Here is a 23,831-nt window from a genome sequence, read left to right on the forward strand (position 1 = left end):
TAAAGTACCTAAACGACCGCTCACCACGGGAGGGGGTAGTATTGAATCGGACCCGTTTTCTTCAGATCCTACAGCGTATCGCATTTTCTTTGGCGATAACCGCCTTGGTGGCTGCCTGCGATTCAGCCGAAGAACGAGCCGAGGCGCATTTCCAGGCCGGGATGGCCTTGCTGGAGAAAGGTGATGTGGAACGGGCGTTGGTCGAATTTCGCAATGTCTTCAAGTTGAATGGCCGCCACAAGCAAGCACGCCTGACCTACGCCAGACTGGAACGGGAGCGAGGCAATATTTCCGCAGCCTATGGTCAGTACCTACGGCTCATTGAGCAATATCCAGACAATCTTGAAGGTCGGCGGGCGCTGGCCGAAATGGCTCTCGAAACCGGGAACTGGGAAGAGTTGAAGCGCCATGGTGTTTTTGCAGCGAGTCTCGCCCCGAACGATTTGGGCATTCAATCGCTCAACAATGCGCTGGCCTACGCAAACTCGATCCGATCTGCCGATCAGGTCGCCACGGCAACCACCGTTCATGTCGCGCGCGATCTGGTCACTGCAGCTCCGGCGCTGATGACCGCCAGACAGGTGTTGATCGACCATCTGCTCCGCAATCAGAAATGGCAGGACGCCCTCAGCGCAACCGACGCGGCGTTGGCCGTCAATCCAAATCAGACCCAGCTCTATGTTGTTCGCCTGGGCATCCTGAACGAGCTCAATTGGCCTGCCGAAAAGGAAGCTCAACTCAAGCAAATGATCGATCTCTTCCCCGAGGATGAAGGCGTGCAGCAAATGCTGCTGCAGCACTACATCGAGTATCGTAATTTGCAGGCCGCAGAACAATTCCTGCGCGCGACTCTGGTGTCCGGTTCCGAAGACCCCATGCCGGTACAACGGCTGGCCGCATTTCTGAACGACTATCGTGGCCCTGCCGCCGCGATTTCCGAAATGGACAGGATCATAGCCCGGGGCGGCCCAAACACGACCCGGTTCAAAGCAATGCGTGCGGTTTTGAAGTTTCAGGCCGGAGCGACCGAAACGGCAATTGGCGAGATGCAGGCTTTACTTGAAAGCTCCGAACGCAATGCAGATACCCGGGCAATTGAGGTGGAATTTGCCCGGATTCTGGTTCAGGCTGGAAACCCGGCGGCCGCGCACGCGCTAATCGAAACCATTCTGGCCGAAGACCCCACCCAAGTCGAGGCCCTGAAATTCAAAGCCGCATGGCTCATCGACAAAGACGAGATCGGCGAAGCTATCATCCTGCTACGCGAAGCGCTTGGGCAGGCCCCGCGCGATCCGCAATTGATGACCCTGATGGCCCGGGCGCACGAGCGCAACGGCGATCAGGAGTTGATGGGCGAGATGCTTGCACTGGCAGTCGAGGCATCGCTCAAGGCGCCGGATGAAACCCTGCGTTACGCCCAGTATCTGGTTTCGAAAGGGGATTTGACGATTGCCGAAAGCGTTCTGGAAGAGGCCCGGCGCCTGGCGCCCGGAAATCTGGATTTGCTGACAGCAATGGGGCAACTCTACCTGCAAACCGAGAACTGGAACAATCTCGAAACGATAATCCGCATGGTCAGCGATTTCGAGGATCTGGCCGCCAAGGGTACCGCCCACCAGTTACGGGCGGCAATGCTGGGCGCACAGCAACGAACAGACGACCTAACCGCATTTCTGACTCAGCTGACGCGTGACCCCGATTTCAGCCTGCCTGCGGAAATCGCACTGGTCCGCACAATGCTGAGCCGGAATGACATCCCCAGCGCAAGCGCCCGCCTTGACCAGTTGCTTGCCGTGTCACCCAAATCGCTATCCTTGCAGTTTGTCAAAGCCCACCTTCTGACCAGCAACCAAAACTACGACGAAGCCGAAGCCCTCTACCGGTCGATACTTGAAAAACGCCCGGATCTGGCGACGGTGTGGATGGCCTTGCACAGCCTTCAATTGAACCGTGGCACACCCGAGAAGGCAAGGGCTGTTTTGCAAGATGCCCTGATCGCTCTGCCGACCGACTTCAATCTGCTGATGCTACAGGCGGCAAGCCATGAACGCGCGGGGGATTTGGATGCAGCCATCAACGTATACGAAAAGCTCTATGATGGCATCAGTCGAGCGCAGGTCGTGGCCAACAATCTGGCCAGCCTGCTCACCACACACCGCACCGATGACAAAAGCCTGCAACGCGCTGTTGATCTCGTCCGGCGTCTACGCGGCACCCGCGTTCCGGCCTTTCAGGATACCTATGGCTGGATCGCTTACCGGACCGGGAATTTCGAAGAGGCCCTGCAATATCTCGAGGCCGCGGCGTCAGAAATGCCAAATCAACCACTGGTACTGTACCATCTGGGTAAAACCTATTCCGCGCTTGACCGCGATCAGGACGCCCTGCGCGCGTACAAAACAGCATACAAGAACACACAGAGTACCGCTATGCCCCGAGACCTTGTCACGGTACTCTTGTCAGAAATTGAACAGTTGGAGATGGCACAGAATACAGGACAGTGACCGAGCGAAAGGTGCGAAACTTCCGCTGTAAAAGTGCCGCAGGTCGAAGAAATCAAAAAAACGACGGATTGTTTTGCATCATCGAAGGCAACATAAATAAAGTGAAAGACGAGTTGGACATGCATACAGTGATCAAATCATTTCTTATTTTTGTGGCTGCTGTGGTCGCAGCGACGAGCGCGTTTGCGCAAAGCTCTTATAGAATCCAGCCGGGTGATGCACTTCAGGTTGAAGTTCTGGAGGATGCCAGCCTCAACCGAACGGTTCTGGTTCTGCCGGATGGCTCGTTCAGCTTCCCGCTTGTAGGTTCGGTGCAGGCCTCGGGGCGCACAACAAATACGGTGCAATCCGCCCTTTCCTCTTCTCTTGCTTCAAACTTCAACACGCCGCCGACCGTCTTTGTGTCGATTGCGTCGTTGTCACAGGGAGCGGGGGCAGCAAGCTCAAGCCAGCAGGCTATGGATGTCTTTGTAATGGGCGAAGTCGTCACACCTGGCAAGATCGCTACAGCGCCGGGAACAACCATTCTTCAAATTTTGGCCGAGGCAGGTGGCTTCACCAGGTTTGCGGCACAAAAGCGCGTCGAATTGCGCCGCACTGACAAGAAATCAGGCACGGTAAATAAGTTTCTCTATAACTATAAAGGCACGGGCAGTGGTATAAATGGCAGTACAGTTCTCAAATCCGGAGACGTTATCGTCGTACCAGCTCGCCGCTTGTTCGAATAGGAGCTAATCGGTGGGGAAAATCAGGACTAGGTTAGCCATAACTCTGGCAACCGGGGCAGCCTATGCCATCTCATTTTCTGCGGCAACCGGGCAAACGACGGCGCCACAGATATCGACGACACAGACAGACGATACGACGCCCCCGGCGCTGCAAGTCCCGGCCGCAGATATTCCCGGTCTGCCGACACCACAAACACCAACAGCGCAAGCCCCGACGCAGCCAGCGACAACCACACAGGCCCCGTCGCAGCCAGCGCCGCAGAACATAGCGCAGCAATCGCCTAGCCAGCAGTTGATCACACAGCAGGCCCAGAGAAACCCCGCAAGACGGATTGGGGCCCCGGGTCGGCGGCAAGCCGGGACAGGCCAGGGGCTGAGCGTCACGCTCGACTATCTTTCATCACTCAGGCATGACGACAACCTCAGACTGACGGACCCGTCTATCGGCTCAACCACCTGGTGGGAAAACACCCTTGCGCTGGGGATCGTGAACCAAACCGCCGATGCGACGCTGACATTCGACCTTTCAGGGCTATATCGGATTGCCAACGAACCGATCATCGGCACTGAATCCAGTTTCTCCGACCCCTTCACGCAACTGACTTATCGGCGTGTCCGCGCCAACAGTTCATTTGATGCGCTGGCGGAATACCGCGAGCGGGACCTGGCCTTCAACCGCTCTCTTACGGATGTCAATCTGGATGGGGTCATTGATGCGGCAGACGTCACCGGCACGATCGGAGATCAGATAGATACCCGCGGAAACCTGGACTGGCGTGTCGGCATCAATGACCCCATCGGGTTCCGCTTCGCCTACAATCGCTGGGAACGGCGATATCAGGACACACTTGACCCGGATCTGTTCGATAACACATCCGATGATTTTGCGCTCACAACCTTTTTCCGCATCAACCCGGTGCTACAGGGGAACCTGCGCCTTGCCTATATTGACTTCGTTGCTGAGGATGCGCCCCGGACTGACAGAAGAACAACGATCGCAACCGTCGGAGCCACCTACAACGTGTCTGCGACAACAACCGTGAGCGGGAACTTCGGGTATTCGCAGGTTGATGAAAAGCAGCGCGCGTTTGGCACGGATACACAGACCGAAGACTATGTCGCGTCCTTCGCCTGGAACAAAGCACTCACTGATGGGTCGGCAGACATCTTTCTCGACCGAACTTTCGGGGTCAACGGATCCCGGACAAATGCCACTTTTGGGCGCAACTTCCAGCGGCCCAACGGTTCACTTATTTTCAATGTTGGGGTCACGCGCGGTCCATTCGGAGAAACCACACCCATCGGCCAGCTCGACTATGCCCACAGGCTCGGAAATTCTCGAATTGGCGCAAGAATCCAGCGTCGGGTCGGCACCAGCACTCAAAGCGTAGAAACCCGCGAAAATATCGGGTTCCTGACGTATGATTATTTCATCAACCCGCTGTCGGCCCTATCCTTCACCTATAACTTCATCGATCAGGAAGACGAAGGGCAGGGACCGGCCAATTCTCGCACCCGTTCCGATTTCACCGTCGCATATTCCCGTGCAATCACAAATGATTGGGCCGTCACCATGGGATACCAGTATGAGACGGATAAGCAGAACGCGTTCGATACAGATTCCAGTTCTGTCTATCTGACGCTTGGGCGCCGGTTCCTACTCAAACCCTGACAGGGTCAGATTTGTGATCTTATCTGAACAATCACCAAGTCAAGCTGGTATATTGCAGCCCGGGATCCGAAATACCCCGGCATATTTCTGTCTTTGGAAAGTCACGGCTACTATGGCGGACAGTGAGTGTGGTTCGGGGTCGATTCGACATGTACAGCGAAGGGAAGGCGCTTGAAGCCGCACGGAATACCCTGCCGGTCATAAACGCCTCCGGTTTGTTCTGGTTCATTCTGCTGCTGGCCGGGTCCGTTCCGATCTTCTGGATCGGCATTGTCTCGTTGGGAGCCGCCTGGGGTACACCAGAATACAGCCATGGGCCTCTCATTCCGGTTATCTCGCTGTTTCTTTTCTTACGGGAACTACGCTACTACCCCCCTCCCAACCCTGTTGTACATGACCGTTGGTCGGGTCTGGTTGTGGTCACACTGGCGCTTGTCGTCGCTGTTTTGGGCAATCTGGCGCGAATCCCGGACATCGTCACCTATGCCATGATCATCTGGACAAGCGGTGTGATGCTAACCGTGTTTGGCTGGAAGCGGGGCAAGCTTCATCAGTTGCCCGTGTTCCATTTGGTCTTCATGCTGCCGCTGCCGCAGTTCCTTTATTGGAAGCTCACGATCCTGCTGCAGGGAATATCCTCGGTGATTGGTGTCTGGTTTGTCCAGCAAGCTGGTGTCGCAGTTTTTCTTGAGGGCAATATCATTGATCTCGGTGTCTACAAGCTACAGGTTGCCGAAGCTTGTTCAGGTCTCAGATATCTGTTCCCGATCCTAAGCTTTTCCTATCTCTTTGCCATTCTTTACCGCGGGCCTCTCTGGCACAAACTGTTCTTGCTTCTGCTGGCCGCACCGTTAACGGTCCTGATGAATTCGATCCGCATTGGGGTGATCGGCGTCCTTGTTGACCGCCACGGAATCGCCCAAGCCGAGGGCTTTCTGCACTTCTTCGAAGGCTGGGTGATCTTTCTGGCCTGCGTGGCAATCCTGTTTTTGGTGGCCGTGGCACTGCAACGACTCACGCGCGATCCAAAGCCCTTTGCCGACACCATCGATCTGGATGTCGAAGGGTTTGGCCCAATCTTTGTTCGCATCCTCGGCATTCGTCCGTCCTGGGCACTGGCGGCGGCGGCATTTCTGACGCTGGCCGTTTCAACTGCATGGTTGCTAAAGTTCTCTCCCACAGACAGCCCCATTGATCGCGATCCCTTCGCGCTCTTTCCCCGACAGATTGAAGAATGGTCCGGCACGACCTCCCGCCTAGATCCGCAGGTCGAAATCACACTTGGTGCAAGTGACTATCTCAACGCCAGCTATATTCAGACCGAAACGGGCGACTTCGTGAATATCTTCGTGGCGTTCTACGAAAAACAGACAGATGGTGACGGCATTCATTCACCCGAGGTCTGCCTGCCTGTCGGCGGCTGGGAAATCTTCAGCCTCGACCCTTTCGATATCTCTCTGGACAAGACACCCTATGGCCACTTTACAGTCAATCGCGCCGTCATTCAGAAGGAGTTGTCGCAACAATTAGTCTATTACTGGTTTGAACAACGCGGCAAACGTATGGTCAATGATTTTCAGGCCAAGATGAGCGTGATCGTGGACGGCTTCACACTAGGGCGCACCGACGGAGCGCTAGTGCGCTTTGTTACACCAATCCTGCCCGGCGAAACAGAAGCCGACGCCGACGCCCGGATGCAGAAGTTCATGGAAGCAAGCCTTGATCTGTTGCCCCGCTTTGTGCCGAAGTGAACAACTCTCACAGAATTCATCCTATAGCGCCGCGGAAAACCTGTATCAGATCTTTCTCGAAACGCCCTTTCAAACCAGGCACAATCATATTTTTTTTACAAAATTGTCCACGCCCCCGACTTGAAAAGGCAAGATACTTGCCGCGGCGCCCTCTGGAAAGTGTATCAACATATGACAGTAGAAGAATGACGTTTCGCAGCAATCTATTACCACTACCGGAGTTCAATGGATGAAAGGGAAAATAATAGACACATTCCGTATCCGAACGGCACCGCGTATCTGCACTCGGTCCGCTGGCAGAGACAACAATTTCAACCTGATCCGTATGCTGGCCGCCGGGGGGGTTCTAGTCTCGCACGCCTTTCCCTTAAGCTGGGGCGAAGCTTCAGGGCAGCCGTTTGAATCGGCGCTGCAAGGCCTTTCCCTTGGCATGATTTGTGTCTGGTTGTTCTTTGCAATTTCCGGGTTCTTCATCACTCGGAGCTACGACCGTAAACAGTCGGCCAGCGCCTTTGTGACCGCCCGGATGCTACGCCTTCTGCCCGCCCTCATGATCGTCACGATTATCACCGTCATTGTAGCCGGAACTTTGTTGACCACCGCCCCAGCGGACGTGTTCTGGGTCTCGGCCCGTGATTATTTTGTGCGCAGTATTTTACTGTTCAAACTGCAATATACCTTGCCCGGTGTCTTCGAAGGAAATCCCTATGGGCCAGCCATCAATGGCTCGCTCTGGTCTCTGTCCTACGAAGTGACCTGTTACACTGGTGTTCTGTTGTGCGGCATCCTTGGCATCCTTGGCCGCAAGAAGCTGTTTGTCGGAATTTCCATTCTGTTCCTATTCCTTTACGCGGCCGAGATGATAACCGATCTGCACCCGCGCATGACACAGATCACGCGTCTGGGGCTGCCATTCCTGACGGGAATGATCTTTTACATCTGGCGCCAACATATCCCTCTGTCTTTGAGCATACTTGCCGCGTTGGCGGGCCTGACAGTCGCCGCGTGGTTTACCCCGCTTTTCCTACCGGTCTTTGCCGTTGCGCTGTCTTATGCGGTGTTTGTCGTGGGATATGCTAATTGGCCGGTTCTACAGCACTACAACCGCCTCGGAGATTACTCCTACGGGATGTATATCTATGCATTTCCGATACAACAGCTGGTGGCACAATCGGGTGTCACGACGCCCATCGTTAATATGGCGATCTCGCTGCCCTTTACTCTGATCTGCGCCGTGCTGTCCTGGCACTTTGTCGAAGCGCCCGCCATGAAGCTGCGCCACTGGATCAAAATAGCCGGACGCGCCGAAACAAAGCAAACCGCCAAGTAACGACTAAAGACATCTAACGCTGCCAAATCCTCTTATACGCCGCGATCAGGGCAGGTACCTGATGGGGCCAGGCCATCTCGGACTCAACCCGGGCGCGGCCATAACGGCCCATGGTGGTGCGGCAGTCTTCATCCGCGAGCAATTCGGTGATCTTGTCGGCCATATCCACCGGATCATTGGCGCGCGCGTACAGAGACGCCTCCTGCGCCGAATAGCGCCCCTCGGTCACGTCAAACTGAACGATCGGCTTTTCGAACGCCATGTATTCAAGGATCTTGTTCATGGTGGATTTGTCATTCATCTCGTTCACCCGGTCCGGGTTCACGCAGACATCTGCCATCGACAGGATTTCGAACAGGTCCTGATCGGGCGCGCGGCCGGTGAAGGTGACATAGTCCGACAACCCCATATCGATGGACTGCTGTTGCAGCTTGTCCAGGCTGGGGCCACCGCCCACAAGGCAGAACTGGATATCCTCGCGCCCCTGCACCTGCACCAGATGCGCCACCGACTCCAGCAGCAGGTCGATGCCTTCCTGATCGCCCATCACCCCGACATAGCCCACCATATATTTGCGCCCGTTGCGCCATTCCGGGTTCGGGGGCAGATGCTGCAAACGGCTCAGATCGGGTCCCGAGCGGACAACAAAGACATCCTCGGGGGCCATGCCGCCCCGTTCGATGGCAATCTTACGATAGCTTTCATTGGTTGCAATCGACACCCGCGCCGAGGCGAAGGTCAGCCGCTCGAACGTCTTCATCAGTTTCCAGAAGAACCCGCGCTTGTCGAATTTGGCCTCGTAAAGCTCGGGATTGATGTCGTGGTGATCGAACAGATAGCGCACGCCAAACAGCTTGAAGGGCAGCGCCACCAGAAAGATCAGATCGGGCGGGTTGCAGCCATGGATGACGTGAAAGCCGCGGGTCAGCTTGATCTTCAGTGCCAGCCAGCTTTCCCAGAACAGTGCCGCACCATATTCCAGCAGATACCCCAGCGCGCCGCTGGCATCCAAAGGCAGGGGGTGGCGATAAACCTTGATGCCTTCGTCTTCCCAGACACGCTCCTCATGGCCCTTGCCGGTGGGACAGATGACCGAGACCAGAGCGCCTGCCGCGGCCAGCGTGCGCGCCTCCATCCAGACGCGGCGATCAAAAGGCACGGGCAGGTTTTCCACCACGATCAGCACCTTCAGCCCTTTCAGAGGTTGGCTCTGGCGCAGTTCGTCAAAGGATATCGGCTGAACGGCGGGCGGTGGGCTAGTCATATTCATAGGTTCTTACCACCTCTGTATCGCCAAGGCTCAGATCATTCACGATCCGGTTCGACCCGATCACCAGATCCCAGGGCCCGGTCTCGGCCGTGGCGCGATCCACCAGCAGACTGTCCATATCGGGCAGATGGGTAAAGGCATAGCCCAGGTTCTGCCCCCGCAGATCGGCCGGTTCAATCGCCGGATCATAGACCGACAGCTGATATCCTGCGTCCAGCAACCGCCGGGCGATATCGACATTGGGGCTTTCGCGCAGGTCATCGGTTCCGGCCTTGAAGGCCAGCCCCGCCATCAGCACCCTGCCACCCTTGGGCAGCCGGTTCATGATGTCCTGCGCCTGATAGGTCTTGTGCGCCAGATTGGTCTGCAACAGGCTGTCGATCAGATGCGTATGCGCCCCCACCTCACCGGCGATATGCTGCAGCGCGCGGACATCCTTGGGCAGGCAGGATCCTCCGAATGCGCCCCCCGGACGCGTGTAATAGGGCGAGATGTTCAGCTTGGTGTCCGAGACAAAAATCTCGTGCATGGTTTTCGCCGATACGCCCATTCGGTGGCAGATCCGGCCGATCTCATTGGCAAAGGCCACTTTGGTGGCGTGCCAGGTATTGTCGACGAATTTGGTGATCTCGGCCTCTTCAAAGGCGGTGTAAAATACCGGAGCATCCAGGTTTTCGTGCAATGCATCCATCACGACCGAGCGGTTCCCGTCTGCCGTGCCCACCACGATCTTGGGCGGGTTGAAGTAATCATCAACCGCCGACACTTCGCGCAGGAATTCGGGGTTATAGATGATCTCAACCGCGTGGGCCGCCCGGTCCCCCAGCGCGTTCCGGAAAATCGGTTCAATCAGCTGGCGCACCGTGCCGGGCCGGAAGGTCGACCGGTACGCCACCGTCAGCGGCCGCGCCCGGTCGGGCGAGACGGTCTCGGCAATCTGCCGCGTCACCTCCGCCACAAAATCCATGTTATGAGAGCCGTCGGTGGAACTGGGCGTACCAACACAAACGATGGCCAGATCAACATCTGAAAGGTCCGGAATATCGACCACCGCGCGGATCAGGTTCTTGCTGAGCGCTTCAGTCAGCAGTTCGGCCACTTTGGGTTCCTTGATCGGGGGAAGCCCGGCATTGATTTCGGAAACCTTATCGGCGTTCACGTCAACACCGATCACCTCATGCCCTTCACGAGTCAGACAGCATGCTGCCGTGAACCCCACATAGCCCAACCCGAAAATCGCAATCTTCATTCCGTCACACCAATTTACAACCCGCAGACTGAAGCGTCCGCACCTCCGCGGCGCACACATCATTTCAGATCAACACGAACGAGGTATATTCAGAAACTAATTTATACGTTGAATTGTTATCAGACATTCTGAAACTGAAAGGGGTTTGTGTGGTCATGGCGCGAAAAAGGTGATTATGCCGTTATTTTGACTATCAACGGACCACGCAGATAGCCAGAACGCTGGTTCGCACCCCACTTGAAGCAACGTCTGGAGACCACGGAGACCGAAACACTGAAGGAATTAACGGCTCATTGTTCTCAAAATAGAAAGAAAGAGATTGAAGCAAATCCACCCCACCAAACCCAAGCATAGCCGTAGTACGGCCCTAGCGTTGGGGGCTGGGGCGCTTTTTGCCTCCTCTTTGTTCAGCCAGTTTTTGGGCCTGATGACGCTTGTTGTTACCGCCCGCCTTCTGACCCCGACCGATTTCGGCGTGATTGCATACTTCCTGATCATCGTTGCGCTTCTCGAAATTCTGCAACGCTCTGTGATGGTCATTTTGATACGGCAGGCTGAAATATCCAACGATCTGCTCAACACCGTTTTCACCATACAATTACTGCTCGGGTTCATAAGTGCCGTATTGATCTGGCTGTCCACCCTGCTGATTGAATTGCTCAACGTTCCTGAACTGGTCGAACTGATCCCTTCGCTTTGTCTGATTGCAATCATGAGCTCACTCAGAAGCCCGCGTTTTCCTCTGCTCGAACGCAATTTCCGCTTTGGGTTTGCGGCAGGTGAGGAAACCATAAGTCGGGTGACATACACTTTGTTCGCAATCCTGCTTGCCTGGTTCTGGCGAGATTTCTGGGCGATCGTAGTGGCAGTCTTGCTGACTCAGCTGGCGAGAATTACCTGGTCCTTCTCAGTCGCCCCCATGCTGCCCAGACTGACTCTCAGATGCTGGCGCGACTGCTTCGGGTTTTCGTTGTGGTCCGTGGGGGTTCAAATCATACAATTCCTGACCACCAACATGCCCCAGATCGTGATCGGCGCGACTCTGGGATTGGTTGATGCCGGAATATTCAGAATAGGTTATCGCTTTGTGATGCTGTTCACCGTTCAGGTCTTTGCACCTCTTGAGCGTGTAATTTATCCTGGACTTGCGGATGCCTCCAGAACCGAAGGCACCAGTCAGAAGACTTTTGAACAGGCCAATGCCATTCTGCTGGGTATCATCGTTCCGGTCAGTGTCGGGATGGCACTTGTTTCCAAGTACATGATTATCGTGGTCGCCGGGTATCAATGGGTTGCTGCCGCTCAGGTCATTTGGATACTGGCCCCGCTGAAAGCGGTGGAAACCCTGCAAGCCAATGTCAAATCCGCAAGCTATGTTGACGGCAGCACGCGGCTTCTGTTTCTGCGCAATGGCATGCTGCTGATCATCACAGTCACATTCATGCTCATCGGGACAAATTTCGGGTTTACAGGCGCCCTGATTGGGGCCAGCGCATCCAGCTTGGCCGCGATTTTCATTACATTGATCATGGCCCGCAATTTCGGGGTCGGCGGATTTTTCAAACCGGTTCTTGCGGCCTGGCGCTCCTTTGTCGCGACAGGCGTGATGACCGTTGCCGTGCTTATCCTAATCAGCGCCTATGGGAACGAGGATGTTGCGGGCTGGGCATACAGCTCGGTTGATGACCTGCCATTGCTGCGCATCAGATTTTCCGCGCAGGTTCTGACAGGTGTCGTTGCGTATATCGGCACCCATCTGCTGCTGTGGCACATGGTCGGGTGCCCCCAGGGGTTTGAAAGCATGGCGCTGGATCTGCTGTACAAAATCAAGGACCGTTTTATCAGGCAGCCCGAGAACCGAAAGCCCGGCAAAGGCACCTGATGCGGTTATCCTACCTGTCGCGGATCAGACCTTGCAGTACGGACATGATATAATCGACATGTTCGTCGCCAAGAAACTGATGAAGTGGCAAGGAGAGAACTGTATCCTTGAGCGCCATCGCCCCATCTTGCCCCATCCAGTCCAGATTGCGGCTGAAGCCAGCCCACCATGGGGTGGCACCTATCCCGCGGGCTTGCAACTCCCGTGCCACGTGATCGCGTTCATCCACCACAACAGGCATCGTCAGCGGGCAAGAATGCGGGCCAAGCTCGGGTAACAGCATCCGAATACCCTGCATCCCGTTCAGGTGCTGACAATAGCGACGCCAATTGCGCTGTCGGGCAGCAATCATGCCAGAGGCCGAAAATGCCTGTAGAGATCGGGCCGCAAACGCACTGATCCCTCGGCCACAGAGCCCAGGGTCGAAATAGTAATGGCGGGGCATATCTTCCAAGGCACCGGGCTGCGCCCCACAGGGCGCTTCCTCATGGCGTTGCCCACGCAACCGGCGCAGCATCCGCTGTGACCGGGATGGCCCCAGAACATTTGCCAACCCGGCCCGCGCCAGCGTCTTGACAACCGGTTTTCCCGGGGCAGGCCGGGGAAATGGGTTCCCCACTTTCAGATCAGGCGCGTTGACCACAAGCGCGCCCCCTTGCAGCACAGGTGCAAATTTGTGAAAACAGAACACTGATACGTCCCCGGTATACCCTTCGGCTGGTGCCTTCCCGCTCAACAGGCTGAGCGCGCAATCCTCGATCATGCGGAGGCCGTGCCTGTCGCACAATGATCTAACCGCAGCCAGGTCGGGTTGCAGCATTCCGAAGTAGTGGATCACATAGACGGCCTTCGTTCGGTTTGTGATCAGCGGCTCGATCCGCTCCGGGGCCACAAGCAGATCCGCATCAACCGGATATAGCCGCACCTTCAGCCCGGCATGTACAAGTGGGTCAAGCTCCGAACCGCAATTATACGCCGGTGCCAGAACTTCGTCCCCGGCCTGCAGCCCCAACACATCGCAGGCAGCGCGGATCGCCACACGTGTCTGAAATGCGTAATGCACCCGCCGATCCGCGAATAACGCCGGAATCCCTCCCTTCGCATCCCGCGCCCAGAAGCTGCCTGCTGTCATTGGCATGGTCACGACGGCATCCGCGATCTGGGTGGGCACCTGCATCAGCTTTTTATCGACCACCAATTTTGACGGGATGTGTAATTGTATTCATGACAGGCAACGAAAAAGCACTGCACACCGGCCCGCAGCCTTTCAGCCGTCGTAATCCGATGCGCCCTGACCTGCAGGCTGCGCCCACAAAATTCAGGCAGGACAACTGTCTGAAAAAGTATCTCGGCGCCGAATAGCACAGAGCTTACCCTTTTTCCCTGACTTAACCCTGACATTCTCCTCGCCCCCCAGATGACCGCGGGATCTACCCCGCTCTTGTGATGGACTGTGCCGCGCCCAAACCACGCCGAACGGCCCTTTTCAGCTGCGTCGGTGCCACGTTCGCCTGATGGAACAGCAGATGGTTCACCAGGGTGTGCTCAGCAGCGCGCCGGACATGGCGCGGTCTGAAATAGGTTTTGTACTCCAGAACGGCGAAATCGGGATGGCTCCGGTCGATATCGGGCAGATATCCTTCGACATCCAGATTGGTGCATCCCTGCTCTATCGCCCATTTCATACCCCTGAGCCACAACAGCGGCGCAATGCGCTGATTGCCGATCAGGCTTGCCGCCGCAGGGTCGGCCACGAAACGTCGGGCATAGGCGGTGATCCGGCTGCGATACAACAGAAAGCCGCCCAGGAAAGTGTCTTTGTAATAAGCGGTAAACAGAGCCCCGGCCTCGGGATCGTTATAGACATTTCGAAATCCGGCCTCGTATTCGGGACGCGTGACCGGGGTCAGGTTGTTGGGTTTGATCACGAGCGCATTCAGGCAATCAAAAAAAACCCCGATCTCATCAGGGGATGTTTCATGGCGGATTTCGACGTCCGAGGCCTCAATATTACGCAGATTGCGGCGCGCGCTTCTGGAAAACGAACTGCGCAGCTCTTCCACCGGGCGGTTGAGGTCAATCAGCCCGGTGTCGCGGTGTGGTGTCGGGTCGGTTATTGCCAATCCGGCCCCGGTGAATTGCTGGTGTAGCAGGTCGGCCTCATCATCAAGCCAATAGGGCGTCACCTTGATGGCATCAACCTTGGCAAACCGGGGATGGTCCGAGACAGCAACCACAAACTCGGCCAACGTTTCGGCATCGTCACAAATCGGCCCGCTCAGCGCCAGCGCAACAGAATATCTGCCGACAACAAGCTTGCTGCGGTACAGGGAAAACAAACCAACGGCGCAAATCTGCCCCTGGCGGCGTGCGATCACGAAGACCACGGTGCCGCCAAGCGCACGCTCGACATCGGCAAACCGCGGATCCTGTCTGGGGTGCTGATGCTGGCAACCGGCCACAAATTCACGCCATTCATGTATTTGTTCACCGGTCAGGTCATCGTAACATTCGATATCCATTAACCACTCACTTTCCTGGCACGACTACGGAAACGTCAGCCAAAAATACCAAAGCTATTAAATTCGCCATCTTTTTTAAAAATATAGAAGGTATATGCCACGAAATGTAAAAATAATTCACCGCCTCAGTGGTTTCGCACGCAGAAATGCGGATCATTGGCCTATGCTCCGGTGAATTAAGCGCCTGTTGCGATGTATGTTTCTCTGGGGTCGAGAGTGTCATGAGCGTTTCATCTGAATCAGCAAGCACGCAATGTGCTATTTCCATTGTCATCGTAAGCTGGAACACAAGGGATATTCTGCAGGATTGTCTCGAATCCATTGCCAATCAAACCACCCTGCCCCATGAGGTGATCGTGGTGGATAATGCCTCGACCGATGGCTCGCAGGACATGATCCGGCAGAGCTTTCCGGATGTGACGCTGATCGCCAATACCGACAACCGGGGCTTTGCGGCGGCCAATAATCAGGGGTTGGAGATTGCCAAGGGTGACAAGCTTTTGCTGCTCAACCCCGATACGATCGTTCTGGATCACGCGATCGACGTCATGAGCGGCTGGCTCGACGCGCATCCGGATGTCGGATGTGTGGGATGCCAGGTCTTTGAGGATGCCGATACGATTCAACGCACATGTTTTGCCGACCCCGGGCCGCTGAATCTGGCACTGATCGAATTCGGACTATACCGGCTTGCCCCCCGGCACCCCTTGTTGGGTTGCCCTGAATATGGCGACTGGAACCGTGACAGCGAACGCGACGTGGATGTGGTGTCGGGCATGTTCATGCTGGTGCCACGACATGTCTTCGAAGCTGTCGGGCTGCTCGATGAAGCTTTTTTTGTCTACTCAGAAGAAGCTGACTGGTGTCGACGCATTCGCGACGCAGGCTGGCGCTGTGTTTTTTCCCCCGAGGCACGTATCCTGCACCTTGAGGGGGGCTCAAAAAGCACCGCGCAAATCAAATCGCGTATGTATGTACAAAAACAAAAAAGCAAGATGATCTACACGCGCAAGCATTATGGATGGTTTGGCGCTTTGTGCGCCAAAAGCGCCTTCCTGTGTAGCGCGATCCTGCGCGGCGGCGCCTTTGGGTTGGCCAATCTGGCCCGTTCTACACCAAATCACAAAGCCAAGGTGCGTCTGGCACGGGACGTAATCCGGTTTCATCTGTTCGGGCGGGAACCGGCAGCATGAAACAAATACGGCATAACCATCATCGGCTGTCACTGGAATGCCTTGAGGTGCCTCCCAATCAGCTGCCTGCGCCGGAAGATTGGGATGCCCTTGTCCGGCAAACCGGAGCCGAAATCTATTTCCTTTCCGGCTGGCAAAAGGCCTGGTGGCACCACTATGGCGCAGATTTCTCATCAGGCCGGAAGCCCGTCTGTTTCATCCTGAGGAAAGGCGAGCAGATTATTGGGGTCCTGCCCTTCTGTCTCGAAACGATCTGGACCGGGCCGGTGCCCGCGCGGGTTGCGCGTCTGGCCGGGGTAGATTCAAACTTTGCCATCATGACCCTGCCGATTGACACGGGAATGGAAACCGAGGCACTGACCGCCGTCTTAGACTTTCTGGTGCATGACTTGCATTGCACAACCATCAGCCTTTCCCCGCTGTCGCAACAATCACAGCAGTTAGGGCTTATCCGCGCCGCCTGCACCAGCTGTCCCGCAGTTACCGAGGTTCGGTACAGAAGCGATCGCGGCCATACGTTGATGCATCTTCCCGACCACCCGGATTCATTCATGGCAGCGCTGTCCAAGAGCCGACGCCGCGAAGTCCGGCGCGACCTGAAGCGTCTGACCCGGGACGAACCGCTGCGCAGCACCTGCTCAACACCGGATACCCGGGATGAAATGATGGACCGCTTCATCGACCTGCATACACGGCAATGGGAAGCGACCGGAAAAGGGGGGCATTTTTCGGACTGGCGCGTTGCAGCAGCGTTTTATCGCACTTTGCTGCACCTGCTGGCCCCAAACAGCCAGGCGGCAATAGACGAACAGTGGCTGGGCGATACGCTGCTGTCGAGCCAACTGCGCTTTACGCAGGGCACCAAGGCCTATTGGTGGCTGAATGCCCGTTCTGTCGACCCCCGGTTCAACAAAGTCGGCCTTGGCCGCGTTGGACTGGTTGAGCGCGTGGAAGATCTGATCAATACCGGCTCACGCCTTGTCGAAGCCGGTGCGGGAAAATATGAGTACAAGCTCAGCTACGGCGGAGAGCTGATCCCCATTCACAGCTTGGTGCTAGCCTCCACACGCCCTGTGGCGCGCCTGCAAACGCGCGCCCTGCTCCTTTGGGCGGGTGCGCTTCATCTATTCTATTATCGTCTTTGGTTCCTAAAAATCCGATCGCGGCTGAACACCAAACCACGACCGCTTTGGACCGCCTGGATACGGACGCGATTATGAACATGACATCCCGCCCGTTTTCCCTGCACACGGTTCAGCCAAAGGACTGGCCACAGCTCAGCGCTGCATTCCTTGACCTGACCTATGAGCAAAGCCTGACCTATGCCCGCGCCGCTGCTGCGCGGATCGGGGCCGAGGTGAGTTTCGTTTCTGTGTCAGACGCTTCCGAGCAGCCGGTTGCTGCGGCATGTCTGCGGATCAAACGTGTTCCTGGGCTGGGGCGCGGGATCATCTGGATTGCAGCCGGGCCCCTGATACAGCATCGGACCTGCCCCAACCCGGATACCATCCGGATACGAGCCATCCTTGCGGCATTGCGCACCCATGCGCAGAAGACGGGGCACATTTTGCGGCTGCGACTGCCTGCATCGTTCCTGCAGGACCTTCCCGCACTGAACGGTCTGGCGGAACAGGAGGGTTTCATGCCCTCGGACCGGTCCCCGCCCTATCGGACGGTGATCGTCGATTGCGATCAGGACGAAGACACGCTGATGCGCGCATTGCATGGCAAATGGCGAAACCCCCTGCGCAATGCGCTGAAAGCAAAGCTCACGCTGGAATGTATGCCAGTCGCCGACGGCTGCGAGCGGTTTCGTGCGCTTTATGATGAGGTACAGGCCGCCAAGGGGTTCAGCCCGGATATTCCACCAGATTTCTACTATCCACTGCGCGGGCCGGATTTTACGCACGACTTGCTGATCGCCAGAAAGGATGGGACCGATGTCGCTTGCATGACAATCGGACGATCGGGAACCAGGTCTGTTTACCTGTTCGGCGCCACCCCCGAGATCGGGCGGCGCCTGAACGCCGGGCACTATCTGATGTGGCAAGCTATTCTGCACAGCCGGAAACTGGGCATTAAACATTTCGATCTGGGCGGCATACATCCACAGACCAACCCAAGCGTCACGCGCTTCAAACAACGAACCGGCGGTGTCGATGTCACCGCCCCCGGCCCCTATGAATTCCGGCCTGCAAACATCTCATCACCCCTGATCAGGGCGGCTGAGGCGTTGCATACCCATCTGAAGGCCCGGCGATGAAACCCACGATCAGCATCAATTTCCACGGCATCGGCGACCCAAAACGCACTCTTGAACCCGACGAAGCCCCCTATTGGGTAACCCGCGACCAGTTTGAGAATGTCCTGGACCGGATTGCGGCAACCCCAGATCCGGCAGCATATGTGATCACCTTTGATGACGGCAATCAGTCGGATCATGATATCGCGCTGCCAGCGCTTGTCGCACGTGGGCTGACGGCGCGCTACTTTGTACTGACCGGACGGATTGGCCACCCCGGATCCCTGAACGCCGGGCACATACGAACGCTTCAGGAGGCGGGCATGACCATCGGTAGTCACGGGGTCGCCCACGTCGCCTGGCCAACACTGGAAGAGGGCGCACTGACACGCGAAATATGCGACTCGCGCGCCCGGCTCGAAGATATCTGCAGCCAGCCGGTGACCGAGGCCGGCATTCCCTTTGGGCGCTACGACGCACGCGTTCTGCGGGCCTTGCATACAGCGCGCTACACTGCCGTTTGGTCAAGCGATGGCGGCAAGATGAAGCAGAACGCCTTTCTCCGACCGCGCACATCACTGCGCAGAGACATGACTGAGACCATGATGGCCTCTATCCTCGCCGGACAGATGTCACCTGTGCGCAGGTTGCGCCGTACGCTGGGCATGATGCGGCGGCAGTGGATTGTGACCGGCTGAAACCCGAGGAGCAGTTGGCGCTTCTACCCCCGACATTTCAGGCGGAAACCGCGTATAGCGGATTGTGCGCTTGGTCTGCTTTTGCTGTGTCTCTGAATTGGTCCCCTGATCCCCTTCTGCATCCAGCAACCAGACGCCTGCACCAAAAAGAAACATGAAAAAGCAGAAGGTCGCGTCCCAGAGATGCACGGTCACCGCAGACACGCAAAAGGCACAAAGGGCGAATAGATACCCCAATCGGGCATCAGCTACGGCCCCAGTAAGCGATCTGCGACCGATCTGGATGAACATTGTGAGCACGGTTCCCAGCAGCAAAAACAATCCGGGAAACCCGTGCCGCAATGTCATCAACAGCCAAAAATTGTCGACGCTGCTGAGGGTCATCCAATGCGGGCGGGTCCAGTCGTGCATGCCGATTCCAAAAACCGGATTTCGCATTATGTCATCCCTGGCAAATTCAAATGTCAGGATACGCCACCACGCCGTCCCCGGCGTAAGCGTCATATGCGTTGCTATAATCTGAAAAACGTTGCGGTTAGACCCGGCCTCAACAACAATATAAAAAATTGCGAAACAGATCAGCAAAACTTTCCACTTATTTTTAAGAAAGCTGAACATCTTGTTCCATGCCATCAACGCCATCTGAATGATGACATTGAGAAAGGCCCCCGAAGACAACGAGGTAAATACCACTATCCCCGCGAGGGAGCTAAGACTGACTTTCCTGAACAGTGTTTTGTTCCATCCCAGCACATACCAGAACAAGGCAAACGAAGGTGTCATGAACACACCAAACAGGATCGGATGCGGCATGGTCGCCTGAGCACGGAATAATCCCAGTCGAGGTTCATAAATCCATTTTTGATACACATTCGCGAACCCGCCGAAGAAATCGAGCAATGGCGACTGCTCCGTGGCCATCTCGTACAGAGAAAAGGGCAAAAGGATCACAATGAGGATCAGAAACCAGCGCACGAAATACCGAAAGGACTCCAGATCTCGGATATAGGCCCGAGCAATGAAATAAGGGGCAAGAATCTCGATCGTCAGCATGCCGATAAACTGCCACTTGGACACCAACCCGTGATTGACGGTTAGGGTCAGCGCAGACCAGAAGGCAAATCCGACGATCAACCAGTCCACCCCACGAATCTTGCCGGCGCTTCCATTCAACCAACGGATCATCGCTGGCAGCAGAAAAATGATCAAAACGACGCGATAGCCCGTCAGCTTCAAACCGCCAAGGGAAAAGAAAAACGGCATTGTGAAAGAGACCATCAACAATGCTACGGCGACTGGTCGCGCGACCCTTTCATCAATCCGATCTGCCGTAATCACCGCTATACCAATACCTGAAAAACTTGTGATCTAACCACTTACGTGAGTGATACCAGATTAGAACATACGCATCGGTTCACCGTCGATAAAATTCTTGTATGCCGCAAATCTCTGGGATTTCCCCTTTTACTACCGGGTCGGATAGTTGTTCGCCAAAGAAGAGCCGGCATTCAACTGGTCGACAGTGCTGCCTGCACGTACTCCATATTCGTTATACCCATTTTTCTCTCCACGCGCGTGATACACGAATTCACGATCATAAAAGCCGCGCTTTGAAGAGTTTTCATTTTGAATGAAAGCGTTGTTCAGCACTACCCAGTCGCGCTGGTTATTGTGTCCGATGATGTTTGCAACAGCGTTTTGCTCGATTACAACCGAAGTTGAATCCCCCGAGATGTTTATGGCAGGGGTAGAATGCCCTCCGGGCACCCGGATCACAGAGTTTTTTCTGACGGAGATATTGTCAGATCCGTGGATAGAAATGCCGTGAACGTGGGCATTGTAGATTATATTATTCTCGATTAGCACATTTCGGTGGCGCATATTGCGGTTGCCAAGATCCTTTCCATCACCACCAGCCCAGATGGTCTGCGTAAAATCACCCCGCCCCATGTCAAACACATTGTCGCGAATGACGATGTCGCTACTTCCACTCGGGGTCACCCGCATGATCTGAATCATGTCACGATGATCCATTGACCCGGCGGCTCCCCCAAAATCGTACAGGTGGTTCTTTTCAATCGTCAGCCCCGTTATTGCATCCAGATTGATCCCGTCAGATCGGATGGTGTGAATTGTATTCCCAATATACGCTATGCGGGCCGATTGACCCGCAAGCGTTCCTGACCACCATTTCCGAAATACACTGCCTGATACGCGGATGTCGCTACTGCGCCAGGTACGCAGGCCAACCCCGAAACCGTACCCATCCGCCTCAGAATTTGTGTCATGCGCGAAATCTCCGTCAAAAACGGAATTCGAAATCTGGATATGCCTGCTTTCACCAATGCTGAAAGGGAAGGAAAAATGCGGATCTCCGTTTTTGAAGACATAGTCGAAATAGAGGCTATCCAACACCAGATTGGCGGTGCCACCCAGAAAAAACCCGGTAAAGCAGGCAGGGGATGCCGGGTTGGCAGACCGGATTGTCACGTCGGATTGATAAACTTTATTCACGCGCAGCAGGCCGTAATTTCCTGGCTCAAGGGCGAATATCTCCCCTCCGCGCGCTTGTTGAAGAACCGTGGACAGTTCAGATGCATTGCGAATGATCTGACCTTCTCCTGAGGGTGCCGCCCTCACCGGAATCTCTGCGCCCGAGCAAGCCGGTGCTGCAGACACAGGAGCTGAAAACAGGGCTGCCAAAGCGCCAACCAAAGCCAGAGATGCCCTAAATACGCGCATGTAATTCCCCTCTCCATAAAACACAGGAAGTTTATGACCCGTATCTATTATTGTCCATGACGGCCTGAACGGCCCATTTCCCACATAGCCACCCAGGTTGACGTGGCGGTAGCGGGCAACTCTTTGCCGACGTAATTTCAATATGCGCAAGGCTATGCCTGCAAAACACGCGATCAGTGCCACATTGTTGCGCCTTACCCAACGAACGTGGAATTGTCGAATCATCAGCAATGGGAAGGAAACAATTCCCTGCAGTATTGTTACGAGTTTTCTCGGAAATGACACGCAATCGAGGCGGACTGTCTCGAAACAGGCACAAATTTCCAATCATAGCCTCATTCTGGCCACTGAATCGCCGCTCGGCGATTGTTTCCTGTGGCCTGAGGGGTGGACCATACGCGCGCCGATGGCGTGCCGGAAAATAGGATGTGCGATGACAGCGCAAACAACCACGGTAACCAGCTCAGCCGAGCTGAAACAAGCCCTCGCAAGCGCCACAGGAGGAGAAACCATCCTTCTTGCGGCCGGCGACTATGGCAGGTTGGACCTCAGGGACGCAAAATACGGATCAAATGTAACAATAAAATCCGCCGATCCCAACGACATGGCTAGCTTTAGCCAAATGTCTCTCATCAACTCGTCGAACGTAACCTTCGATACGATCATGTTCGACTATACTTACCAACCCGGGGACTATAACTTCCAAAGCCCGTTCGGGGTGAATGGCAGCTATAACGTCACCTTCAAGGACTCGGTCTTTGACGGTGATGTGGCCCGCGGGACTGGCACATCGATCGATGGGACCGGTTACGGCACAGGTTTGAATATTCTGAACTCGGCGAATATCAACGTCACCGGGACCGAATTCAAGGAATGGTGGAAAGGTTTCATCGCCGCGAAATCAGATGGCATCAGCGTCACCGGAAGCGATATCCACACCATTCGGTCTGATGGTCTTGTGTTCGACGGTGTCGACAACATCCTGGTCGAAGACAACTACATTCATGATTTCGGCGGCGCAGCCGGATCCGGGGATCATCGCGATATGATCCAGATCCAACGCGCCTATGGAAGCGGAAGCGACAATATCACTATCCGCAACAACGTGTTTGACATGGGCAATGGTGACTATGCACAGACCATCTGGATGGGTGGTGACGGAAAAAACTTCAGCGACCCGAACGTCATTCACCACAACGTCTTGATCGAAGGCAACATGATCTACAATGGTCACGTCAACGGTATTGCCATTCATGCCGTGGACGGCCTGACCATATCAAAGAACACGATCCTGCATGTGGATGAAAAGACCCTGACCGGCGGTGTCGAAATTCCGGCAATCAATGTTCTGTCCGGCAAGAACGTCACGATCGAACAAAATATTACATCGCAAATCATAGGCTATAATGGGCAGAGCGGCTGGACCGTAAACAACAACGTCTTGCTCCAGCCAGGCGAATACGATCAGGCATTCGACTATTTTGCAACGGCACAAGCTAACGGGTACAACCAATACGGCATCAAGGCCGGTAGCCTGGCAGATACACTGAATGCCGGCTCGGATCTCGCCGACCAATTCCCGTTCTCGTACAATTCCTGGGTTGGCACAGCAACGCCCTCCAGCGGCGGGACCAACCCTCCGACAGGTGGCGGAACAAGCGGTGGTACGAATCCTCCAGCCGATACCGGTACGAATCCTCCGACCGATACCGATACCGATACGGATACTCCGACCGATACCGATACGGATACTCCGACCGATACCGATACCGATACTCCGACCGATACCGATACCGATACTCCCGCCGATACCGATACGGATACCCCCGCCGATACCGATACGGATACCCCCGCCGATACCGATACGGATACTCCCGCCGATACCGATACGGATACTCCCGCCGATACCGATACGGATACTCCCGCCGATACCGATACGGGTTCCGATGCGGGTGACAAAAACCAGGACGCCGATTCTGGGTTTGCAACCCTGCCCTCATGGTCGGTTGGCGGCTTCCTCGCGCAGTTTGTAAGACTGTCCGATAGCG

The 23,831-nt window shown here is 55.6% G+C and carries 17 protein-coding genes; 11 read left to right on the forward strand and 6 right to left on the reverse strand.

Going from position 1 to position 23,831, the window contains the following annotated elements:
* Window positions 1-41 precede the first annotated feature (41 nt).
* The 5 genes from RUM8411_RS21365 to RUM8411_RS21385 all read left to right on the forward strand — a co-directional run bounded on the left by RUM8411_RS21365 (window position 42) and on the right by RUM8411_RS21385 (window position 7,985).
* The gene (locus RUM8411_RS21365; RefSeq protein ID WP_085824758.1) at window positions 42-2,504 is read left to right on the forward strand and encodes a tetratricopeptide repeat protein; all 2,463 of its coding nucleotides are present in this window, start codon (window positions 42-44) and stop codon (window positions 2,502-2,504) included.
* Window positions 2,501-3,232, forward strand: a complete 732-nt coding sequence (locus RUM8411_RS21370; protein ID WP_234995317.1) for a polysaccharide biosynthesis/export family protein — start codon at window positions 2,501-2,503, stop codon at window positions 3,230-3,232. Before RUM8411_RS21365 ends, RUM8411_RS21370 begins: the two co-directional genes overlap by 4 nt.
* Before the next feature lie 10 nt (window positions 3,233-3,242).
* Window positions 3,243-4,904, forward strand: coding sequence for a hypothetical protein (locus RUM8411_RS21375; RefSeq protein WP_143534964.1), 1,662 nt, complete (start codon window positions 3,243-3,245; stop codon window positions 4,902-4,904).
* A 149-nt stretch (window positions 4,905-5,053) separates the two neighbouring features.
* A complete protein-coding gene (xrtD, locus tag RUM8411_RS21380) occupies window positions 5,054-6,655 on the forward strand; it encodes a VPLPA-CTERM-specific exosortase XrtD (RefSeq protein WP_085824760.1) in 1,602 nt (533 codons plus the stop codon).
* A gap of 229 nt (window positions 6,656-6,884) precedes the next feature.
* Window positions 6,885-7,985, forward strand: coding sequence for an acyltransferase family protein (locus tag RUM8411_RS21385; protein ID WP_085824761.1), 1,101 nt, complete (start codon window positions 6,885-6,887; stop codon window positions 7,983-7,985).
* Between the two features lie 13 nt (window positions 7,986-7,998).
* On the opposite strand, the gene RUM8411_RS21390 is transcribed toward RUM8411_RS21385, so the two are convergent.
* Together RUM8411_RS21390 and RUM8411_RS21395 are read right to left on the reverse strand one after the other, a co-directional pair.
* Entirely contained in the window at window positions 7,999-9,255 is a 1,257-nt protein-coding gene (locus tag RUM8411_RS21390) for a glycosyltransferase family 4 protein (protein ID WP_234995318.1), read from the reverse strand.
* Window positions 9,242-10,504 carry a nucleotide sugar dehydrogenase gene (locus RUM8411_RS21395; RefSeq protein ID WP_085824763.1) on the reverse strand — a complete coding sequence of 421 codons (1,263 nt, stop codon included), beginning with the start codon at window positions 10,502-10,504 and terminating at the stop codon, window positions 9,242-9,244. The genes RUM8411_RS21390 and RUM8411_RS21395 overlap by 14 nt, the downstream gene beginning before the upstream one ends.
* Before the next feature lie 319 nt (window positions 10,505-10,823).
* On the opposite strand from RUM8411_RS21395, the gene RUM8411_RS21400 reads away from it, so the two are divergent.
* Complete coding sequence (locus tag RUM8411_RS21400; protein ID WP_159453944.1) at window positions 10,824-12,386, forward strand: oligosaccharide flippase family protein; 1,563 nt, start codon at window positions 10,824-10,826, stop codon at window positions 12,384-12,386.
* Window positions 12,387-12,396: 10 nt separating this feature from the next.
* Here the strand turns inward: RUM8411_RS21400 and RUM8411_RS21405 are convergent, their stop codons facing one another.
* Complete coding sequence (locus tag RUM8411_RS21405; protein WP_085824765.1) at window positions 12,397-13,581, reverse strand: DegT/DnrJ/EryC1/StrS family aminotransferase; 1,185 nt, start codon at window positions 13,579-13,581, stop codon at window positions 12,397-12,399.
* A 235-nt stretch (window positions 13,582-13,816) separates the two neighbouring features.
* Complete coding sequence (locus RUM8411_RS21410; protein WP_085824766.1) at window positions 13,817-14,908, reverse strand: GNAT family N-acetyltransferase; 1,092 nt, start codon at window positions 14,906-14,908, stop codon at window positions 13,817-13,819.
* A gap of 221 nt (window positions 14,909-15,129) precedes the next feature.
* Between RUM8411_RS21410 and RUM8411_RS21415 the strand changes: the two genes are divergently transcribed.
* From RUM8411_RS21415 to RUM8411_RS21430, 4 genes are read left to right on the forward strand one after another with little or no spacing between them, the layout of a single operon-like run.
* The gene (locus tag RUM8411_RS21415) at window positions 15,130-16,101 is read left to right on the forward strand and encodes a glycosyltransferase family 2 protein (protein WP_159453945.1); all 972 of its coding nucleotides are present in this window, start codon (window positions 15,130-15,132) and stop codon (window positions 16,099-16,101) included.
* Complete coding sequence (locus RUM8411_RS21420) at window positions 16,098-17,321, forward strand: GNAT family N-acetyltransferase (RefSeq protein ID WP_085824768.1); 1,224 nt, start codon at window positions 16,098-16,100, stop codon at window positions 17,319-17,321. Before RUM8411_RS21415 ends, RUM8411_RS21420 begins: the two co-directional genes overlap by 4 nt.
* Window positions 17,318-18,364 carry a lipid II:glycine glycyltransferase FemX gene (locus tag RUM8411_RS21425; protein ID WP_085824769.1) on the forward strand — a complete coding sequence of 349 codons (1,047 nt, stop codon included), beginning with the start codon at window positions 17,318-17,320 and terminating at the stop codon, window positions 18,362-18,364. Before RUM8411_RS21420 ends, RUM8411_RS21425 begins: the two co-directional genes overlap by 4 nt.
* Window positions 18,361-19,041: a polysaccharide deacetylase family protein gene (locus RUM8411_RS21430; RefSeq protein ID WP_085824770.1), complete on the forward strand. Its 681-nt coding sequence runs from the start codon at window positions 18,361-18,363 to the stop codon at window positions 19,039-19,041. Before RUM8411_RS21425 ends, RUM8411_RS21430 begins: the two co-directional genes overlap by 4 nt.
* On the opposite strand, the gene RUM8411_RS21435 is transcribed toward RUM8411_RS21430, so the two are convergent.
* Together RUM8411_RS21435 and RUM8411_RS21440 are read right to left on the reverse strand one after the other, a co-directional pair.
* The gene (locus tag RUM8411_RS21435; RefSeq protein ID WP_085824771.1) at window positions 18,976-20,319 is read right to left on the reverse strand and encodes an O-antigen ligase family protein; all 1,344 of its coding nucleotides are present in this window, start codon (window positions 20,317-20,319) and stop codon (window positions 18,976-18,978) included. The two genes, RUM8411_RS21430 and RUM8411_RS21435, sit on opposite strands and share 66 nt — an antisense overlap.
* Before the next feature lie 189 nt (window positions 20,320-20,508).
* Complete coding sequence (locus RUM8411_RS21440; protein ID WP_159453946.1) at window positions 20,509-21,966, reverse strand: right-handed parallel beta-helix repeat-containing protein; 1,458 nt, start codon at window positions 21,964-21,966, stop codon at window positions 20,509-20,511.
* A gap of 250 nt (window positions 21,967-22,216) precedes the next feature.
* Here RUM8411_RS21440 and RUM8411_RS21445 point away from each other — a divergent pair.
* Window positions 22,217-23,831: right-handed parallel beta-helix repeat-containing protein (locus RUM8411_RS21445; protein WP_200818620.1), on the forward strand; the 1,615-nt coding region annotated here is incomplete at its 3' end.

Origin of the sequence: Ruegeria meonggei (genome assembly GCF_900172215.1) — a bacterium.
Classification (GTDB): domain Bacteria; phylum Pseudomonadota; class Alphaproteobacteria; order Rhodobacterales; family Rhodobacteraceae; genus Ruegeria; species Ruegeria meonggei.

Excerpts from the sequence above, each read along its gene's own strand:
- RUM8411_RS21420 (WP_085824768.1), top strand. The coding sequence starts at position 16,098 with ATGAAACAAATACGGCATAACCATCATCGGCTGTCACTGGAATGCCTT.
- RUM8411_RS21425 (WP_085824769.1), top strand. The coding sequence starts at position 17,318 with ATGAACATGACATCCCGCCCGTTTTCCCTGCACACGGTTCAGCCAAAG.
- RUM8411_RS21415 (WP_159453945.1), top strand. The coding sequence starts at position 15,130 with ATGAGCGTTTCATCTGAATCAGCAAGCACGCAATGTGCTATTTCCATT.
- RUM8411_RS21430 (WP_085824770.1), top strand. The coding sequence starts at position 18,361 with ATGAAACCCACGATCAGCATCAATTTCCACGGCATCGGCGACCCAAAA.
- xrtD (WP_085824760.1), top strand. The coding sequence starts at position 5,054 with ATGTACAGCGAAGGGAAGGCGCTTGAAGCCGCACGGAATACCCTGCCG.
- RUM8411_RS21435 (WP_085824771.1), bottom strand. The coding sequence starts at position 20,319 with ATGGTCTCTTTCACAATGCCGTTTTTCTTTTCCCTTGGCGGTTTGAAG.
- RUM8411_RS21385 (WP_085824761.1), top strand. The coding sequence starts at position 6,885 with ATGAAAGGGAAAATAATAGACACATTCCGTATCCGAACGGCACCGCGT.
- RUM8411_RS21390 (WP_234995318.1), bottom strand. The coding sequence starts at position 9,255 with ATGAATATGACTAGCCCACCGCCCGCCGTTCAGCCGATATCCTTTGAC.
- RUM8411_RS21410 (WP_085824766.1), bottom strand. The coding sequence starts at position 14,908 with ATGGATATCGAATGTTACGATGACCTGACCGGTGAACAAATACATGAA.
- RUM8411_RS21395 (WP_085824763.1), bottom strand. The coding sequence starts at position 10,504 with ATGAAGATTGCGATTTTCGGGTTGGGCTATGTGGGGTTCACGGCAGCA.